The organism is Kitasatospora sp. NPDC088264, from assembly GCF_040685715.1.
In the GTDB taxonomy this organism is placed as follows: Bacteria; Actinomycetota; Actinomycetes; order Streptomycetales; family Streptomycetaceae; genus Kitasatospora.
Map to the genome: position 1 here is coordinate 25811 of NZ_JBFBIR010000029.1, position 17906 is coordinate 43716.

Genomic DNA, 17906 nt, shown 5'->3' on the forward strand with positions numbered 1-17906 from the left:
GGGCGCACCCCCAAGGTGCGTACCTGGCACGACATTTGGGGGTCCTGCCATGGCATTCCGTCATCTCAACGAGCTCCCGCTGGGCGACAAGGTCTTCCGGATCGAACTCGCCAGCGACGACGACCGCGAGGTCACCCTCACCCTGACCGGCTGGCGCGAGGGGGCGGCCGCCCAGCCGCTCGCCTCGGGCAAGCTCCGCCTGCCGGTCGAGGACGTCGCCTCGCTGCGGATCGCGCTCAACCGCGCGCTGCGGGCGCTGGCGATCGTCGCCGACGTCTCCGAGCCCATCCCCGACCGTGACGTGCTGCGCGAGCTGTACCCCGGCCACGGCGCCCCCTGGGTCCCGCAGCACGAGGAGGAGCTGGTCCGGCGCTTCCACGACGGCGAGACCGTCGCCCGGATCGCCGCCCGCTTCGGCCGCACCCCCGACTCCGTCCGCACCAAGCTGCGCGAGCTCGGGCACGACCCGCGCCGCCCCGAGTTCTGCCCGCCCGACGGCTGCCTGTCCTGGTCCCGCTACGCCTCGCCGGCGCTGCTCGGCGCGGCCGTCCCGACCCCGCCGGCGGGCTCCGAGGCGAGCTGAGACGCGCCCCGGGGCCGGCTGAGGCGGGCTCCGGGGCGGGCTGAGCCGTGACCCGGGGGCCCCACCGATCCGTCGGTGGGGCCTCGACCCGTATAGCGTGGTCGGGCAGCGACGAAAGGACCTTCCCCCACCATGACCCGCGTGATCGCCGGGCTGGCCGGCGGCCGCCGGCTGGCCGTACCGCCAGGCCGGGGCACCCGCCCGACCTCCGACAAGGCCCGTGAGGCGATGTTCTCCACCCTGGAGGCGCTGCGCGGCACCCTGCACGGGATCCGGATGCTCGACCTGTTCGGTGGATCGGGCGCGGTCGGCCTGGAAGCGCTGTCGCGCGGCGCCGAGCACGTCCTGCTGGTCGAGGCGGACGGCCAGGCGGCCCGGGTGATCCGGGAGAACGTCCGCACGATCGGCCTGCCGGGCGTGGAGGTGAAGGCCGCCAGGGCCGAGCAGGTGATCGCGGGCCCGCCCCCGCAGACCCCGTACGACCTGGTCTTCCTCGACCCGCCGTACGCCGTGACGGACGACGAGCTGCGCGAGATGCTGATCACACTCCTGGCCGGGGGCTGGCTCGCGGAGGACGCACTCGTCACCGTGGAGCGCAGCACCCGTGGCGGCGACTTCGGCTGGCCCGAGGGCTTCGAGGTGCTGCGCTCGCGCCGCTACGGCGAGGGCACGCTCTGGTACGGTCGCGCCGCCGCCGAGACCAGTCAGCACGAGTAGCGGGCCGAGGCCCGCAGCAGCCGTCACCCCACGAGGGAGCACCCACGCCATGCGCCGCGCCGTCTGTCCCGGTTCGTTCGACCCGATCACCAACGGTCATCTCGACATCATCGGGCGGGCCTCGAAGCTGTACGACGTCGTGCATGTCACGGTCCTGATCAACCGCAACAAGCAGGGCATGTTCAGCGTCGAGGAGCGGATGGGCCTGATCGAGGAGGTCACCGCGGACTTCGGGAACGTGGTGGTCGAGTCGTACCACGGCCTGCTGGTGGACTTCTGCCGGGAGCGCGGGATCCCCGCGATCATCAAGGGCCTGCGCGCGGTCAGCGACTTCGACTACGAGTTGCAGATGGCCCAGATGAACCACGGCCTGTCCGGGGTGGAGACGCTGTTCGTGCCGACCTCCCCGACGTACAGCTTCCTCTCCTCGACGCTGGTCAAGGAGGTCGCCTCGTACGGCGGGGACGTCTCCCACCTGCTGCCGGAGACGGTGCACCGGCGGCTGGTCGAGCGGATCGCGGAGCGCAGGGCCCAGCAGTAGGCGGGAGCGTCGGCATCGCGGGGCGGGCGTCCGTTTCTGCTGGTTCGTCATGACTTGTCCGATGCCCGGTCGACCGGTTCGGCTCGGGCGTTGTGACCACGCCGCGCGGTGGCCGTACAGTCTGTATTCCTGCCCCTGCGGTGAGGTTCACCGCGTCGGGCCTGCCTCCGCCGGACCGTCGGCGGCACACGGAAAGACGAAGCCCCGTGGACGTGCAGAACAAGGTCGACGAGATCGTCGCGGCGGTCGAGAACGCCCGCTCGATGCCGATGTCGGCCTCCTGCGTGGTGAACCGGGCCGAACTGATCGGCCTGCTCAACGCCCTCAAGGCGGAGCTGCCCGCCGAACTCGCCCAGGCCCAGTCGATGATGGCCGACCACGAGCAGGTGGTGGCCGGGGCCCAGGCCGAGGCCGACCGGATCATCCAGGGTGCGCACGCCGAGCGCGGCTCGCTGATCTCGGACACCGAGGTGGTCCGCCGGGCCCAGGCCGAGGCCGACCGGATCCTCGCCGAGGCCCGTGGCGAGACCGAGGCCAAGCGTGCCGAGGCCGACGACTACGTGGACAGCAAGCTCGCCAACTTCGAGGTCGTGCTGACCAAGACGCTCGGCGCCGTCGGCCGCGGCCGGACCAAGCTGCGCGGTGACTCCAGCGTCTTCGAGACCGAATTCGACGGCGAGACGGACGGCGAGGAGTTCCAGCCGCAGCGGATCACCCCCAGCCCCGAGGTCGACGAGTACGTCGATGTGAAGCTCGCCACGCTGGAGAACGTCCTCAGCGCCACCCTGGAGGCCGTCGGCAAGGGCCGCGACAAGCTGCTCGGCAAGCGGCCGATCGACGAGCTGGGCGCCTACCTGGCCGCCGCCGACGAGGCGCAGCAGGCCAAGGAGCGCGCCGAGGCGGTGGCCGCCGGCTTCGCCACCGACGCCGAAGCCAACGGCGACGACATCGCCTGGTACCGCGAGGACGTCCCGCAGCAGCAGACCTGGCCGGAGCAGACCCCGGCCGCGGCGGGCTGGCAGGCGCCGGGCGTCGACCAGTACGCGGCCGCCCAGCAGCAGGGCGGGCAGCAGCAGGGGCAGTACGCCGAGGTGTACGCCGGCGGCTACGACCCGGCCGGCCAGGGCGACCCGTACGGTGCCCAGTGGGGGCACCAGCAGCAGGGCGCCGCGGACGGCTACCCGCAGCAGCAGCACCCGGACTACGCGGCCCAGCAGCAGCACGGGGACTACGGCTATCCGCAGCAGCAGCAGCCGGGTTACGGCGCGCAGCAGTACGACGCCTACACCTACCCGCAGCAGCCCGCCGCCCCGCCGGCGGTGCCGCAACAGCAGCAGCAGCCGGGTCTGGACGAGACCAGCTTCTTCGACACCAGCATGATCGACATGACCCGGCTCCGGGAGCTGGGCGGCCGCTGAGCCGGCCCCGCGCGGGCCCGGCGGAAGCTCCTGACGGGAGCGAAGTTGGGCCTGGCGGGAGACTCCGGTAGGCTGACCACTCCGGCCTTTTCGTGTCGGACTGTCGGCTTGCCCGCGCACCGTTGGTGCGGTGGCACCGCGATCGAAGATTCCCCATGGAAGTCAGGACACCTTGAACCGCCTCGACCACCGCGACCCCCTCGTGTTCGACACGCACGAGCTGGGACGTCGCCCGGGCTCGCTGCGCAAGGTGTCCCGCACTCTGGAGGCCCCCGCGGGCCTGGGGATCATCGACGTGATCGGCGTCCCCGAGAAGAGCGAGCTCCGGCTGGAGCTCCGCCTGGAGTCCGTGGTCGAGGGCGTGCTGGTCACCGGCACCGCCGAGGCCCAGGTCGAGGGCGAGTGCGCCCGGTGCCTGGAGCCCGTCGAGGACGACCTCGACGTCGACTTCCAGGAGCTGTACTACTACCCGGAGTCCGACGAGCGTCACCGCGCCCGGACCGCCGGGGCCGAGGACCTCGACGAGGACTCGGAAGAAGATACTTACCGCCTGGAGGGCGACTTCTTCGACCTCCAGCCGGTGCTGCGTGACGCGGTGGTGCTCGCACTGCCGCTGCAGCCGGTGTGCCAGGAAGACTGCCTGGGTCTGTGCTCCGAGTGCGGAGCGCGCCTGAGCGACGACCCGACGCACCACCACGACGCCGCCGACCCCCGGTGGGCGGCTCTGCAGGGACTCTCCGCCGCCCCCGGCGACGAGGGTGACGGGATCAAGAACAGCGACACCCGTGAGGGTCTCGCCGAGAACCAGGAGAAGTAGCCGTGGCTGTTCCGAAGCGGAAGATGTCGCGCAGCAACACGCGCCACCGTCGGTCCAACTGGAAGGCCGTTGTTCCGGCCCTCGTGGCGTGCGACCGCTGCCACGAGCCGAAGCTGGGTCACATCGCGTGCCCGAGCTGCGGCACGTACAACCGTCGCCAGGTCCTCTCGGTCTGATCGGCGGGGTGCACGGATCGATGTCGGACGGTAACTCCACCCGCAAGGCGTCCTCCGCCCCGAAGGGTTCCTCTTCGGGCGGTGGCAAGGCCGGTGGGCCGGCTTCGACCGAATACGACGTCCTGGAAGGGCGCCTCGGGTACACGCTCGAGCGCGCCCTTCTGGTGCGTGCCCTGACCCACCGCTCGTACGCGTACGAGAACGGGGGTCTGCCCACCAACGAGCGCCTGGAGTTCCTCGGCGACTCGGTGCTGGGCCTCGTGGTGACCGACACCCTCTACCGCGTCCACCCGGACGTGCCGGAGGGCACGCTCGCCAAGCTGCGCGCCGCGGTGGTGAACTCCCGCGCGCTCGCGGACGTCGGCCGGGGACTGGAACTCGGCACGTTCATCCGGCTCGGCAAGGGCGAGGAGGGCACCGGCGGCCGCGACAAGTCGTCGATCCTCGCCGACACGGTCGAAGCCGTGATCGGGGCCGTCTACCTGGACCAGGGTCTGGACGCGGCCACCGAGTTCGTCCACCGGCTGTTCGACCCGCTGATCGAGGAGTCCTCCCAGCTGGGCGCCGGCCTGGACTGGAAGACCAGCCTCCAGGAGCTCACCGCCTCGGTGGGCATCGGGGTGCCCGAGTACGTGGTCATGGAGTCCGGTCCGGACCACGAGAAGACCTTCACCGCGGCGGCCCGGGTGGCCGGCGAGGACTTCGGCAGCGGCGTCGGCCGCTCGAAGAAGGAGGCCGAGCAGAAGGCCGCCGAGAGCGCCTGGCGGGCGATCAAGGAGAAGTACGCCGACCGGCTGCCCGCCGGGGCGTGAGGGAGCAGTAGCCTTCCTCCTGCTGATCCCTTCCGCAGGAGGCCTGTTCCCGTGCCCGAACTTCCCGAGGTCGAGGTCGTCCGCCGCGGTCTGGCGAACTGGGTCGCCGGGCGGACCGTCGCCGACGTCCAGGTGCTGCACCCGCGCGCGGTGCGCCGCCAGCCCGCCGGCGCCGCCGACTTCGCCGCCCGGCTGACCGGCACCACCCTCGGCACCGCGCAGCGGCGCGGCAAGTACCTGTGGGTGCCGCTGGCGGGGTCCGGCGCGGGCTTCTCGCTGATCGGCCACCTCGGCATGAGCGGCCAACTCCTCGTCCAGGACCCGTCCGTACCCGACGAGACGCACCTGCGGGTGCGGCTGCGGTTCACCGACGGCGGGCGCGAACTGCGCTTCGTCGACCAGCGGACCTTCGGCGGCCTCGCGGTCGAGGAGGCCGAGGACGGCGACCCGGAGGGCACGCCGCTCTCCATCGCGCACATCGCCCGCGACCCGCTCGACCCGCGCTTCGACGACACCGCCTTCGCGGCCGCGCTGCGGGCCAAGCGCACCACCGTGAAGCGGGCGCTGCTCGACCAGACGCTGATCAGCGGGGTCGGCAACATCTACGCCGACGAGGCGCTCTGGCGCTCCCGGCTGCACTACGACCGCCCGACCGCGACGCTCACCCGCCCGCAGGCCGCCGAACTGCTGGCGAACGCCCGCGAGGTGATGACGGCGGCGCTCGCCGTCGGCGGCACCAGCTTCGACAGCCTGTACGTCAACGTGAACGGCGAGAGCGGCTACTTCTCCCGCGACCTCGACGCGTACGGCCGCGAGCACGAGCCCTGCCGCCGCTGCGCCACCCCGATCCGGCGGGCCGCCTGGATGAACCGCTCCAGCTACTTCTGCCCCCGCTGCCAGCGGGTGCCGCGGGCCCGCAGCGGGGGCTGACAGCGAGGGCCGGAAACGGGGGCCGGGGAGCTCAGTGCTTGGCGAGTTCCGGCTGGTCGGCGGCCGCCTCGCCGGGGGAGCCGTGGGTGTCCTGGCCGAAGTAGGCGACCCCGACCGCGGACACCACCGCGAGCAGGAAGCCGACCACGCCGAGCCAGCCCAGGCCGGACTTGGAGGAGTCGCCGAGCCAGAGGACGCCGATCGCGCCGGGCAGCACCGTCTCGCCGACCACCAGCGCCGCCGTCGCGCCGTTCACCGAGCCGATCTGCAGCGCCACGGTGTGCACGTACATGCCGCCGAGGCCGCCGACCAGGATCGCGTACAGCGCCGGGTCGGAGAGCAGCTTGGCGACGTCGAACGGGTCGATGCCGTTCAGGATGCGCACGCCGACGCCCAGCGCGCCGAAGCCCAGGCCGGAGAGCAGGCCGGCGACGATCGCGCCCTTGGAGCCCATCCGCCGCACCAGCAGGCCGCCGCCGACCAGCAGCACGGTGGTGACCAGCAGCAGGCCCCAGTGGAAGGACATCGACGCGTGGTGGCCGCCCTCCGGGCCGGCCGAGACGGCCAGCAGCACCAGCGCCGAGCAGAGCACGCCGATCGAGGCCCACTCCAGTTGCTTGAGCCGGATGCCGAGCAGCTTGATGCTCAGCACCGCGGTGATCACCAGGTTGGCGCTGATGATGGTCTGCGAGAGGAACAGCGGCAGCAGCCGCGCGGCCAGCGCGCCCAGCCCGAAGCCGATCAGGTCGAGCACCGTGCCGACGATGAACTCCCAGGTGACGGCAGCCTTCGCGGTGGAGGACAGGCTCGGCCCGCCGTGCTCGGTGGTGGCGCCGGCGGCGCCCTTGGCGGCCTCCTCGCGCGCGGAACGGCGGGATCCGACGGCCTGGAGGACTGAGCCGGTGCCGTAGCAGGCGGATGCCGCCACGGCGGTGACGAGGCCGATGATCACCGGGTGCTCCGATCGGGAGATGGGTCAAGAACAGGTAATGGGACCAGTGGTCCGGGACCACTATGCCCGTCCGCGCGGTACGGTCGGCGCACCGCCCGGAACACCCTGGGCCCGCCGGGACGTACGTCCGGGCGCCGGCCGCAGTTCCCGCGCACCACCCGCGTCAGGGGCGAGTGGGGGAAACATCATCCCCGAGGAGGGGTGCGGCCCCGGCGGTCGGCGGGGAATCCTGTCACTACCAGTATGCGAAGGGTATGCCGTGCCTTGACGCCCGTCGGGGTAGCGTCGAGGGCATGAGAACCCTTGCACGACGTTCCCGGGGCGCCGGGCCGCTTGCCCTGGTGGCGGCGCTGCTGGGGCTGCTGCTCCTGCTCGCACCGACGGCCTCGGCCGCGGGCGGGCTGGACGACGCGGCCTCCACCCTGAAGCAGGGTCGGGTCTACGTCGACCCGGCGATGACCAGCCGATTCAGCCAGAGCCAGGCCGACGCCCTGACCGAGAAGATCAAGAAGGCCGACAAGCCGATCTTCGTCGCGGTCGTCCCGGCCAGCGCCCCCTACGGCGAGCGGACCGTCTTCAACGACCTGCGCACCAAGGTCGGCATCGACGGTGCCTACGCGATCTGGCGCGGTGACCAGTTCGCGGCCAAGGCAGACCGCGGCGCGATGGCGCAGGGCAGTGCCGAGCGGATCGCCGGCGCCGCCTTCCGCTCCCACAACGGCGACATCGACGCCACCCTGAACGAGTTCGTCGACAGCGCCGCCCCGCAGGCCAAGGGCACCGGGGTGAACCACAGCACCTCGATCGCCTGGGTGGTCATCCCGGTCGTGCTGCTCGCGCTGGCCGGCGCCGGCGTCTTCCTCCTCTTCCGCCGCGCCAAGACGCGCAAGGAGGAGCAGGCCCGGGCCGAGCTGGAGCAGCTGCGCCGGGTGGTCGACGAGGACATCACCGCCTTCGGCGAGGAACTGGACCGGCTCGACTTCAACCCGGCCGCGACCGGCGCCGACGACACCCAGCGCACCGACTACACCCACGCCCTGGACTCGTACGAGAAGGCCAAGCGGCTGATGGACGAGGCCAAGCGGCCGGACGACGTCAAGCCGGTCACCGAGGCGCTGGAGGACGGCCGGTTCGCGCTGGCCACCCTGGCCGCCCGGCGGGAGAAGCGCCCGGTGCCCGAGCGCCGTCCCCCGTGCTTCTTCGACCCGCGCCACGGCCCGTCGGTCAAGGACGTCGACTGGGCCCCGGCCGACGGCGCCGCCCGCACCGTCCCGGTCTGCCGGTCCGACGCGGACCGGCTGGCCTCCGGCCTCGACCCGGCCATCCGTACCGTCGAGACCGAGCACGGCCCGCAGCCGTACTGGAACGCCGGCCCGGCCTACGCCCCCTGGGCGGGCGGCTACTTCGGCGGATTCGGCGGCGGCCTGCTGCCGGGCCTGCTGGTCGGCACCATGCTCGGCTCGATGATCAGCAGCCCGGCCTACGCCGCGGCGCCGATGATGGACCAGGGCTACCAGGACCAGCACGAGGGCGGCGACTTCACCGGCGCCGACTTCAACTCCTCCGACTTCAGCGGCGGCTTCGGCGACGGCGGCGGATTCGGTGGCGGGGACTTCGGTGGCGGCGGCGACTTCGGCGGCGGCGACTGGTGACCCGCTGAGCCCCACCGCGACACCCCTGCGGCCCCGCCGGACCTCCTCCGGCGGGGCCGCTCCGCGTGGTCGACGGCCCCGTGGACCTGTGACCGTCCGTCGCGTTGGTTAGGCTCGGGGCATGCACGGTCGCGACGCCCACAGTGAGGAACCGGTCCGGGTGACCGCCTGGGTCCGGGGGAAGGTCCAGCAGGTCGGGTTCCGCTGGTGGACCAGGGCACGGGCGCTGGAGACCGGCCTGACCGGCTACGCGAGCAACCTCGGGGACGGCCGGGTGCAGGTGGTCGCCGAGGGCCTGGCCGCCGACTGCGAACTGCTGCTGGACCTGCTGCGCGGCCCGGACACCCCGGGCGAGGTCAGCGGCGTCACCGAGATCTGGACGGCCGTGGGCCCCGGCTACGAGGGCTTCGAGATCCGCTGAGCCCGGCCACACCCGCGCGGGCCGGAACTGATCCGCAACTGCCGGTGTCATGCGGTTGCCATTCGGGCAGACTCGTGGTTGACTCCGCATCGAACGATGATCCACGAGCAGCTGGTGGACCCGGCCCGAGGCCCCCAGGCGTGACGACACCGCCAGGCAGGTGACAGGGTCGCGGTAGCGTGCGGTGATCGTGTTGACCCTTTCCGTCTTTGGTGAGACGCTGGAAACCCGCGCACACGACCGCGTTTTCCCGGCAGGCGCCTGCCCTCGTGAGCCCAGCTCACGATGGTTGTGCCGTAAGTGCCCAGCCAGCACTACCGGTGACGCGCCGCGCGTGCGTCCCCCTTCCCCCTAGACCTGTACCGTTCCGGTTCGGTCACTCAGCGTGGAGGACCATTCATCATGGCAAAGGCGCTTCTCGGGTACGTCGGCGGCCCCGACCCGCGAATGCTCTCCGAGATGCGACGGCTTCAGCAGCGCGTCCAGGACCTTGAATCCGAGCTCCTTCGGATGCAGGCCGAGAACGACGCGCTCGCCGCTGTCGCTGACGGGCACTCGCTGCTCAACAGCATCGATCTGGATCAGCGGGAGCCGGCTCTCACCTGAGTCCCGCCCGGTCCTCGCAGATCGACGCCGCTGTGCACTGAGCCGCTCCGAAAGGGACGCAGCTTGCAAGGGACGCCCGGTTGTGGCGTCCCTTCGTCGTGTCCGGGCCCGGGGCTCGCGGCCCGCCGGGGATACAGTCGCCGTTGACGACAGGCCCTGGGCCCTGGCGAGCGACGAGGAGACCGGCCGCGTGCACCTGAAGAGTCTGACGCTGCGCGGGTTCAAGTCCTTCGCCTCCAGCACCACCCTGCGCTTCGAGCCCGGCATCACCTGCGTGGTCGGCCCGAACGGCTCCGGCAAGTCGAACGTCGTCGACGCGCTGTCCTGGGTGATGGGGGAGCAGGGCGCCAAGTCGCTGCGCGGCGGCAAGATGGAGGACGTCATCTTCGCCGGGACCAGCGGGCGCGCCCCGCTCGGCCGGGCCGAGGTCAGCCTCACCATCGACAACGCCGACGGCGCCCTGCCGATCGACTACTCCGAGGTGACCATCACTCGGACCATGTTCCGCAACGGCGGCAGCGAGTACGCGCTCAACGGCGAGACCTGCCGCCTGCTGGACATCCAGGAGCTCCTCTCCGACTCCGGCATCGGCCGCGAGATGCACGTCATCGTCGGCCAGGGCCAGCTGGATTCCGTCCTGCACGCCGACCCGATGGGCCGCCGCGCCTTCATCGAGGAGGCGGCCGGCGTCCTCAAGCACCGCAAGCGCAAGGAGAAGGCGTTGCGGAAACTGGACGCGATGCAGGTCAACCTCAACCGCGTCCAGGACCTGGTGGCCGAACTGCGCCGCCAGCTGGGACCGCTCGGCCGGCAGGCCAGGATCGCCCGCCGCGCCGCCGGCATCCAGGCCGACCTGCGCGACGCCCGGCTGCGGCTGCTCGCCGACGACCTGCTGGCCCTCCGGCAGGCCGTCGAGGCCGAGATCGCCGACGAGCTGGCACTGCGGCTGCGCCGCACCACCGTCGAGCAGGAGCTGGCCGGTGTCGTCCAGCGCGAGGCCGTGCTGGAGGCGCAGGTCCAGCAGCTCGGCCCGAGCCTGGAGGCCGCCCGGCAGACCTGGTACCGGCTCTCCGCGCTCGCCGAGCGCACCCGCGGCACCATCGGGCTGGCCGAGGCCCGCGCCCGGCACGCCGCCGCGGGCGGGCAGGCCGAGGAGCGGCGCGGCCGCGATCCCGAGGAACTGGAGCGGGAGGCCGCGCGGGTCCGCGAGGACGAGGCCGCGCTGGCCGAGGCGCTGGAGGAGGCGCAGTACGCGCTGGCCGAGGCGGTCGAACGCAGGAGTGGACTGGAGCGCGGGCTGGCCACCGAGGAACGTCGGCTGCGGGACGCCGCCCGGGCCATCGCGGACCGCCGGGAGGGCCTGGCCCGGTTGCAGGGGCAGGCCGCCGCCGCCCGCTCCAAGGCGGCCTCCGCCGAAGCCGAGATCGGCCGGCTGACCGAGGCCGGCGGCGAGGCACTGCTGCGGGCCGAGGCCGCGCAGGCCGAGTACGAGGAGCTCCAGCGGCAGGTCGGCGGCCCCGCCGGGGACGACGAGCGGGCCGAGGCCGCCCACCAGGAGGCCCGGGAGCGGCTCGCCGCCGTCGAACGCGACCTCGCCGCCGCCCGGGAGTCGGCCGGCGCCGCCGAGCGCGAACGGGCCGGGCTCACCGCGCGGCACGAGGCGCTCTCCCTCGGACTGCGCCGCAAGGACGGCACCGGCGCCCTGCTCGACGCGGGGGAGCGGCTGAGCGGACTGCGGGGCCCCGCGGCCGCGCTGCTGCGGATCGCCCCCGGGTACGAGGTGCCGGTGGCGGCGGCGCTCGGCGCGGCCGCCGACGCGATCGCCGTCGACTCGCCCGGCACCGCCGCCGAGGCGCTGCGGCTGCTGCGTGCCGAGGACGCCGGCCGGGCCGCGCTGCTGATCGAGGGTGCCGGCCGGGCCGCGCTGCCGATCGGGGGTGCCGGTGAACCGCTCGCCGGCGTCGGAGAGTTGCCGGAAGGAGCCCGCTGGGCCGCCGAACTCGTCGACGGGCCGGCCGGGTTGGTCGGTGCCGTGCGGGGCCTGCTGGCCCGGGTGGCGGTCGTCGGCACCCTCGACGAGGCGCTGCGGCTGGTCGCCGACCACCCCGGGCTGACCGCCGTCACCGCCGCCGGGGACCGGCTCGGCGCCGACTTCGCGCAGGGCGGCTCCGACGGTGTGCCGAGCCTGCTGGAGATCCGGGCGGCGGTCGAGGAGACCGCCCGGGCGATCGCCGAACTCGCCCTCCGTTGCACCGAGTCGGCCGCACGCCTGGCCGAACTCGCCGAGCAGCGGCGGGAGTCGGACGCCGCCGTGGAGCAACTCGCCGAGCAGCGGCGGCGGCAGGAGAAGGAGCGCGCCCAGGTGGCGGGCACGCTCGGCCGCCTCGGCGGGCAGGCCAGGGCCGCCGCCGGCGAGGCCGATCGGCTGTCCGCCGCCGCCGCGCGGGCCGACCAGGGCCTGGCGGAACTCCTCGCCACCGCGGAGGAGTTGGCCGAACGCCTGGCCGCGGCCGAGGACTCGCAGGACTCCGGAGAGGACGAGCCGGACACCGCCGAGCAGCAGCGGCTGGCCGAGGCCGCCACCGGCTCCCGGCAGGCCGAGCTGGAGGCCAGGCTCGCGGTGCGCACCCACGAGGAGCGGGTCCGCGCGCTCGCCGGCCGGGCGGACCAGCTGGACCGGGCCGCCCGCGCCGAGCGCGAGGCGCGTGCCCGGGCCGCCGAGCGCCGCCGACGCGCCGAGCACGACGCCGGGGTGGCGAACGCCGTCGCGGCGGGCGCCCGACAGCTGCTGGCCTGCCTGGAGGTGTCGCTGTCCCGCGCGGACGCCGGGCGGGCGGCGGTCGAGCAGGCGCGCGCCGAGCGCGAGACCGAACTGCGGGCGCACCGCGAGCACGGCCGCGGTCTCAAGGAGGAACTGGACAAACTGGTCGACGCCGGCCACCGGGACGAGGTGCTGCGGGCCGAGAAGCGGCTGCGGATCGAGCAGCTGGAGGCCCGGGCGCTGGAGGAGTTCGGCATCGACGGCGGCGAACTGCTCGCCACCTACGGGCCGGACCAGCCCGTCCCGCCGTCGACCCCGGAAGAAGGACGGGAGCCGGGCGAGCCGCGCCCGTACGACCGGGCCGAGCAGGAGAAGCGGCTCAGGGCGGCCGAGAAGGCGTACCAGCAACTGGGCAAGGTCAACCCGCTGGCGCTGGAGGAGTTCGCGGCGCTGGAGGAGCGCCACCAGTTCCTCGGGGAGCAACTGGACGACCTCAAGCGCAGCCGGCGCGACCTGCTGGACATCGTCCGGGAGGTGGACGAGCGGGTCGAGCAGCTGTTCGCCTCGGCGTACCACGACACCGCCGCCCAGTTCGAGGGCGTCTTCGCCCGGCTGTTCCCCGGCGGCGAGGGGCGGCTGGTGCTGACCGACCCCGACCACATGCTCACCACCGGCGTCGAGGTGGAGGCCCGCCCGCCGGGCAAGAAGGTCAAGCGGCTGTCGCTGCTGTCCGGCGGCGAGCGCTCGCTGACCGCGGTGGCACTGCTGGTGGCGATCTTCAAGGCCAGGCCCAGTCCGTTCTACGTGATGGACGAGGTGGAGGCGGCGCTCGACGAGACCAACCTGCGCCGGCTGGTCGGGATCATGGAGGAGCTGCGGGAGAGCTCCCAGCTGATCGTGATCACCCACCAGAAGCTGACCATGGAGTCCGCGGACGCCCTCTACGGCGTGACCATGAAGGGCGACGGCATCTCGCAGGTGATCAGCCAGCGGCTGCGCGAGGGGCGCCGGGAGCGAAGGGCGCGCCCGATGCCTCCTCGGCGGCGCGACGAGGCTGTTGTCTCCGGGTCGACAGACTGATCCACCGGCCTGGCCCGGGCAGATGCTCCCGGACGCTCCGATCACGGATACTGGAGCGGTTGTGACTCCTCCCCCTCGCTCGCGAGGGGGCTTCTCGTTCAGCCGTTTGACGACCTCATGACGGCCAAGCCCTGACCGGTGCCGCACGGCACAGTGGTCAGCGTAAGGGAGGCGGCGACGCTCCGTGCGTCGGTGACCGAAGGATCACTCTGTCGTGGGATCCCGAGAAGGAGATTTATGTGGAATACGTGATCCTTGCCGTAGTCATCGCCGTGGTCGCCATCGGCGCGATCGCCGGCCTCGTCGTTTCCGGCAGACGACGCCAGCAACTGCCCCCGAAGTCGCAGTCGCCGGTCATCACGGCGCCGCCGACCACCCCGCAGGAGCCCCAGGTCGGCGAGGAGGCCGCGCCGCCGACCGAGGAGCCCCGCCGCACCGTCGAGGAGGTGCAGCTCCCCGAGACCGAGGCTCCGACCGAAGCCTCGACCGGAGCCCCGGCGACGGCCCCGACCGAGGTCGAGGTCGAGGCCGCCGAGGCCGAGACGGCACCCGCCGTCGAGGTCCCCGAGCCCACCGCGGGCCGACTGGTCCGGCTGCGCTCCCGGCTCTCCCGCTCGCAGAACTCGCTCGGCAAGGGCCTGCTCTCGCTGCTCTCCCGCGAGCACCTGGACGAGGACACCTGGGAGGAGATCGAGGAGACCCTGCTGACCGCCGACGTCGGCGTGGCCCCCACCCAGGAGCTGGTCGAGCGGCTGCGCACCCGGGTGAAGGTGCTCGGCACCCGCACGCCCGACGAACTGCGCGCGCTGCTGCGCGAGGAGCTCGTCGAGCTGATCGGCAAGGACTCCGACCGCACCGTCCGCTCCACCAAGCACGCGGAGGGGCCGGCCGTGGTCCTGGTGGTCGGCGTCAACGGCGTCGGCAAGACCACCACCACCGGCAAGCTCGCCCGCGTCCTGGTCGCCGACGGCCGCAAGGTGGTGCTCGGCGCCGCCGACACCTTCCGGGCCGCCGCCGCCGACCAGCTGCAGACCTGGGGCGAGCGGGTCGGTGCGCGCACCGTGCGCGGCCCGGAGGGCGGTGACCCGGCCTCGATCGCGTTCGACGCGGTCAAGGAGGGCATCGCCGAGGGCGCCGACACCGTGCTGGTGGACACCGCCGGCCGGCTGCACACCAAGACCGGCCTGATGGACGAGCTGGGCAAGGTCAAGCGGGTCGTCGAGAAGCACGGCCCGGTGGACGAGGTGCTGCTGGTGCTGGACGCCACCACCGGCCAGAACGGCCTGATCCAGGCCCGGGTGTTCGCCGAGGTGGTCGACATCACCGGCATCGTGCTGACCAAGCTGGACGGCACCGCCAAGGGCGGCATCGTGGTCGCGGTCCAGCGCGACCTGGGCGTGCCGGTCAAGCTGGTCGGCCTGGGCGAGGGTGCGGACGACCTGGCGCCGTTCGAGCCGGGCGCGTTCGTGGACGCGCTGATCGGGGACTGAGGCCCCGTACGCACGAAGGGTCCGCTCCGCGAGGGGCGGGCCCTTTCGCGTTGCCGCCCGGGGGCCGGCGGGGTGCCCGGGACCGGAGGAGCGTGCCGAGGCGGAGGAGCGCGCCGAGCTGGAGGGGCGCGCCGAGCTGGAGGGGCGCGCCGAGCTGGAGGGGCGCGCGGAGGCCTACGAGGCGAGCCAGGCAGGTTCGGCGGTGCGCTCGCGGCCGCGGTGGCAGGCGTAGGCGAGGGTGCCGAGCAGCAGCCGGGCCTCGGGCGGGCAGCCGGCGTTGTCGCGGGTGGGGCGGCGCAGCCAGCGGACCGGGCCGAGCGCGCCGAGCACGGTGGGCGGGGCGGCGACGTAGCTGCCCTCGCCGTGGCAGGTGAGGTCGAGCGCGGCGTCGTCCCAGCCCATCCGGTAGAGCAGGTCGGGCAGTCGGCGGGCGGCGCCGGCGGCGACCAGGAACTGCAGCCGGCCGGTGGGCGGGGCGAGCACCGGGCCGACCTGGGTGCCCATCCGCTCCAGCCGGACCAGCGCCTGTAGTCCGGCCTGCTCGGGGACGTCCAGGACGTCGAAGGCGCGGCCGGTGGGGAAGAGAACCGAGCCCCCGGCGCCCGCTTCCCGGGACCGGTCCTCGCCGCCCGGTACGGGATGCAGGCCGGGCGCGGCGCAGCGGTCGGAGCCGCAGGGACAGCGGGTCGGGGCGGTGGCGGAGCCGGCCGGGGCGCCGGTGGCGACCGTCCAGCCCCAGCGGCCGGTGTACTCCGCGGCGGCTTGGGACGCGGTGACCTTGGTGCGGCGGCGCGCGCCCAGCGGAGTCAACCGCAGGTGTCCCAGTCGAAGTTCGCCGAACAGGTTGTCCATGCCTCCCCCAACAGGTTCCCGTCGCCGATGGTTACGGGATGGTGACTGTGTGTTGATTGTCCGTTGCGTGGTGCGTTGTGCGGTGGCGGCGTGCAGCGCCCGGTGTGCGCCTGTCGTGGTGGTGCGCCTCGGGCGCCGCCTTGTGGCTGGCGGCACCGATGCCGGATCGTGGGGTGGGCGAGGCGGCCGCCGATCAGGGTGGGCGTCGAACTCGCCTGTGACTGCGGTGGGTTGCCGGGGCTGCCGGGTTTCGCCGGAGGCCTTGGCGGCCCGCATATGCCGGGCCGTCGGACTTCCTAGTGAAGCGCGTGGGCCGTGGCTTCGGTTCACTCGTGGGGGTGGCGAAAGGTGGCGTTTCGCCAGGGCCGCTCCCGTGGGCGCCGCGCGGGGCATTACGTTCAGCACACGGACGTCATCGTGGAATCGACTCCGGTCCGCCAGGGCGCGGGAGTTGGGAATCTGACGGTCCGTCCGTAACGATGGCACACCAGTGCGAGAGCGTGGTACGGCGACACCTCAGGCACGGTACGTCTGGCAAGGGCCCGAAACCGTCGGGCGTCACGATCGGGGCCCCGAGGGGGCCGGGCGGGATGGGGACGTTCCCATGGCAGAGAAGCAACCCAACGAGAAGCTGACCACCTGGTTCGCCCGCAGCGGCTGGTCCAAGGGCGAGTTGGCCCGTCAGGTCAACCGCCGGGCCCGGCAGATCGGTGCCCACCACGTGTCCACCGACACCTCGCGGGTGCGCCGATGGCTCGACGGCGAACAGCCCCGCGAGCCGATTCCCAAGATCATGTCGGAGCTCTTCTCCGAGCGCTTCGGCTCGGTGGTCTCGATCGAGGACCTCGGCCTGCGCGCCGCGATCCCGGTCTCCACCGTGGGCGGCGGCGTCGACCTGCCGTGGAGCGCGCCGCAGACCGTCCAGCTGATCAGCGACTACTCCCGCAGCGACCTGATGCTCAACCGCCGGGGCTTCCTCGGCACCTCGCTCGCGCTGACCGCCGGCGCCGCGCTGATCGAGCCGATGCAGCGCTGGCTCACCCCAGGCCCGACCGGCGCCCCCACCCCGATCCTCGCCGCGGCCAACGGCGGCGATCCGTTCACCGGCCGGCTGTCCGAGCCCGAGCTCGAACTGCTGGAGCAGACCACGGTCATGTTCCGGCAGTGGGACGCGCAGAACGGCGGCGGGCTGCGCCGCAAGGCCGTCGTCGGCCAGCTCCACGAGGTCACCGACCTGCTCCAGGAGACGTACAACGAGAACACCACCCGGCGGCTGTTCCGGCTCACCGCCGAACTCGCCCACCTGGCCGGGTGGATGTCGTACGACGTCGGAATGCACCCGAGCGCGCAGAAGTACTACGTGCTGGCCCTGCACGCCGCCAAGGAGGCCGGGGACCGCCCGTTCGGCGCACTCATCCTCACCGACATGAGCCGCCAGATGATCCACCTCAACCGGGGCGAGGACGCCCTGGAGCTGATCCACCTGGCGCAGTACGGCAGCCGGGACACCGCCAGCGCGCGCCAGCAGTCCCTGCTGTACGCGATGGAGGCGCGCGCCTACGCCACCATCGGCGAGGTGAACCGCTGCGCCCGGGCCGTCCGGCTGGCCGAGGACACCTTCACCGACATCCGCGAGGGGGAGGAGGAGCCGGACTGGCTGAAGTTCTTCTCGCCGGCCGAGCTGAACGCCGAGAACGCGCACTCCTTCCGCGACCTCGCGTACCACTCCGACAACGCCCAGCTGTACGCCTCGATGTCCGCGCCGGTGATGGAGCGCGCGGTCGACCTGTTCCGCCAGGACGGCGACCACGTGCGCTCGTACGCCTTCAACCTGATCGGCATGGCCAGCGTCCACCTGTTGCAGCGGGAGGCCGAGCAGGCCGCGGTGATGGCCGAGCAGGCGGTGGACATCGCCACCAAGGTGCGCTCGGAGCGGCTGAACTCCCGGGTCCGCAAGACCACCGAGGCCGCGGCCGCCCGGTTCAAGGGCGTGGACGCGGTGAGCCGGCTCAAGGAGCGCGTCGTCCAGGACATCCCCGAGTACGTCTCGGTGGTCTGAGCACCCCGAGCCCGTGGGCCGCGGATCCGGCCCGAGGAC

General features: G+C 73.0%; 16 protein-coding genes. 14 read left to right on the forward strand and 2 right to left on the reverse strand.

The genetic code is table 11. The features are described 5' to 3' along the window. The first annotated feature begins 49 nt into the window (after positions 1 to 49). The 8 genes from AB0O82_RS22380 (at position 50) to mutM (ending at position 5994) form a co-directional block, all read left to right on the forward strand. The gene (locus AB0O82_RS22380; protein WP_363585723.1) at positions 50 to 583 is read left to right on the forward strand and encodes a hypothetical protein; all 534 of its coding nucleotides are present in this window, start codon (positions 50 to 52) and stop codon (positions 581 to 583) included. A 132-nt stretch (positions 584 to 715) separates the two neighbouring features. Continuing rightward, positions 716 to 1300 (forward strand): 16S rRNA (guanine(966)-N(2))-methyltransferase RsmD, encoded by a 585-nt coding sequence (gene rsmD / locus AB0O82_RS22385; protein WP_363585724.1) that lies wholly within the window; start codon positions 716 to 718, stop codon positions 1298 to 1300. Positions 1301 to 1349: 49 nt separating this feature from the next. Next, positions 1350 to 1841 (forward strand): pantetheine-phosphate adenylyltransferase, encoded by a 492-nt coding sequence (coaD, locus tag AB0O82_RS22390; protein WP_363585725.1) that lies wholly within the window; start codon positions 1350 to 1352, stop codon positions 1839 to 1841. Positions 1842 to 2047: 206 nt separating this feature from the next. After that, the gene (locus tag AB0O82_RS22395) at positions 2048 to 3259 is read left to right on the forward strand and encodes a cell division initiation protein (protein WP_363585726.1); all 1212 of its coding nucleotides are present in this window, start codon (positions 2048 to 2050) and stop codon (positions 3257 to 3259) included. 172 nt (positions 3260 to 3431) lie between these two features. Next, positions 3432 to 4076, forward strand: a complete 645-nt coding sequence (locus AB0O82_RS22400; RefSeq protein WP_063347695.1) for a DUF177 domain-containing protein — start codon at positions 3432 to 3434, stop codon at positions 4074 to 4076. A 2-nt stretch (positions 4077 to 4078) separates the two neighbouring features. After that, positions 4079 to 4252, forward strand: coding sequence for a 50S ribosomal protein L32 (gene rpmF / locus AB0O82_RS22405; protein ID WP_030056747.1), 174 nt, complete (start codon positions 4079 to 4081; stop codon positions 4250 to 4252). Positions 4253 to 4272: 20 nt separating this feature from the next. Then, positions 4273 to 5064 (forward strand): ribonuclease III, encoded by a 792-nt coding sequence (rnc, locus tag AB0O82_RS22410; RefSeq protein ID WP_350882931.1) that lies wholly within the window; start codon positions 4273 to 4275, stop codon positions 5062 to 5064. Positions 5065 to 5115: 51 nt separating this feature from the next. Further along, positions 5116 to 5994 carry a bifunctional DNA-formamidopyrimidine glycosylase/DNA-(apurinic or apyrimidinic site) lyase gene (gene mutM, locus AB0O82_RS22415; RefSeq protein WP_363585727.1) on the forward strand — a complete coding sequence of 293 codons (879 nt, stop codon included), beginning with the start codon at positions 5116 to 5118 and terminating at the stop codon, positions 5992 to 5994. 31 nt (positions 5995 to 6025) lie between these two features. On the opposite strand, the gene AB0O82_RS22420 is transcribed toward mutM, so the two are convergent. Then, entirely contained in the window at positions 6026 to 6946 is a 921-nt protein-coding gene (locus AB0O82_RS22420) for a hypothetical protein (protein ID WP_363585728.1), read from the reverse strand. 293 nt (positions 6947 to 7239) lie between these two features. On the opposite strand from AB0O82_RS22420, the gene AB0O82_RS22425 reads away from it, so the two are divergent. From AB0O82_RS22425 to ftsY, 5 genes are all read left to right on the forward strand, one after another. After that, positions 7240 to 8598, forward strand: coding sequence for a hypothetical protein (locus tag AB0O82_RS22425; RefSeq protein WP_363585729.1), 1359 nt, complete (start codon positions 7240 to 7242; stop codon positions 8596 to 8598). Between the two features lie 121 nt (positions 8599 to 8719). Continuing rightward, a complete protein-coding gene (locus tag AB0O82_RS22430; RefSeq protein ID WP_350882923.1) occupies positions 8720 to 9019 on the forward strand; it encodes an acylphosphatase in 300 nt (99 codons plus the stop codon). A gap of 402 nt (positions 9020 to 9421) precedes the next feature. Then, on the forward strand, positions 9422 to 9625 hold the full coding sequence (locus tag AB0O82_RS22435; protein WP_063347689.1) for a hypothetical protein: 204 nt from the start codon (positions 9422 to 9424) through the stop codon (positions 9623 to 9625). Between the two features lie 190 nt (positions 9626 to 9815). Continuing rightward, the gene (smc, locus tag AB0O82_RS22440; RefSeq protein ID WP_363585730.1) at positions 9816 to 13466 is read left to right on the forward strand and encodes a chromosome segregation protein SMC; all 3651 of its coding nucleotides are present in this window, start codon (positions 9816 to 9818) and stop codon (positions 13464 to 13466) included. Positions 13467 to 13705: 239 nt separating this feature from the next. Next, positions 13706 to 14956 carry a signal recognition particle-docking protein FtsY gene (gene ftsY, locus AB0O82_RS22445; protein ID WP_363585731.1) on the forward strand — a complete coding sequence of 417 codons (1251 nt, stop codon included), beginning with the start codon at positions 13706 to 13708 and terminating at the stop codon, positions 14954 to 14956. Positions 14957 to 15130: 174 nt separating this feature from the next. Here ftsY and AB0O82_RS22450 read toward each other — a convergent pair whose 3' ends face one another. Then, the gene (locus tag AB0O82_RS22450; RefSeq protein ID WP_363585732.1) at positions 15131 to 15808 is read right to left on the reverse strand and encodes a bifunctional DNA primase/polymerase; all 678 of its coding nucleotides are present in this window, start codon (positions 15806 to 15808) and stop codon (positions 15131 to 15133) included. A 604-nt stretch (positions 15809 to 16412) separates the two neighbouring features. On the opposite strand from AB0O82_RS22450, the gene AB0O82_RS22455 reads away from it, so the two are divergent. Further along, positions 16413 to 17867, forward strand: coding sequence for a hypothetical protein (locus AB0O82_RS22455; RefSeq protein ID WP_350882914.1), 1455 nt, complete (start codon positions 16413 to 16415; stop codon positions 17865 to 17867). Positions 17868 to 17906 lie beyond the last annotated feature (39 nt).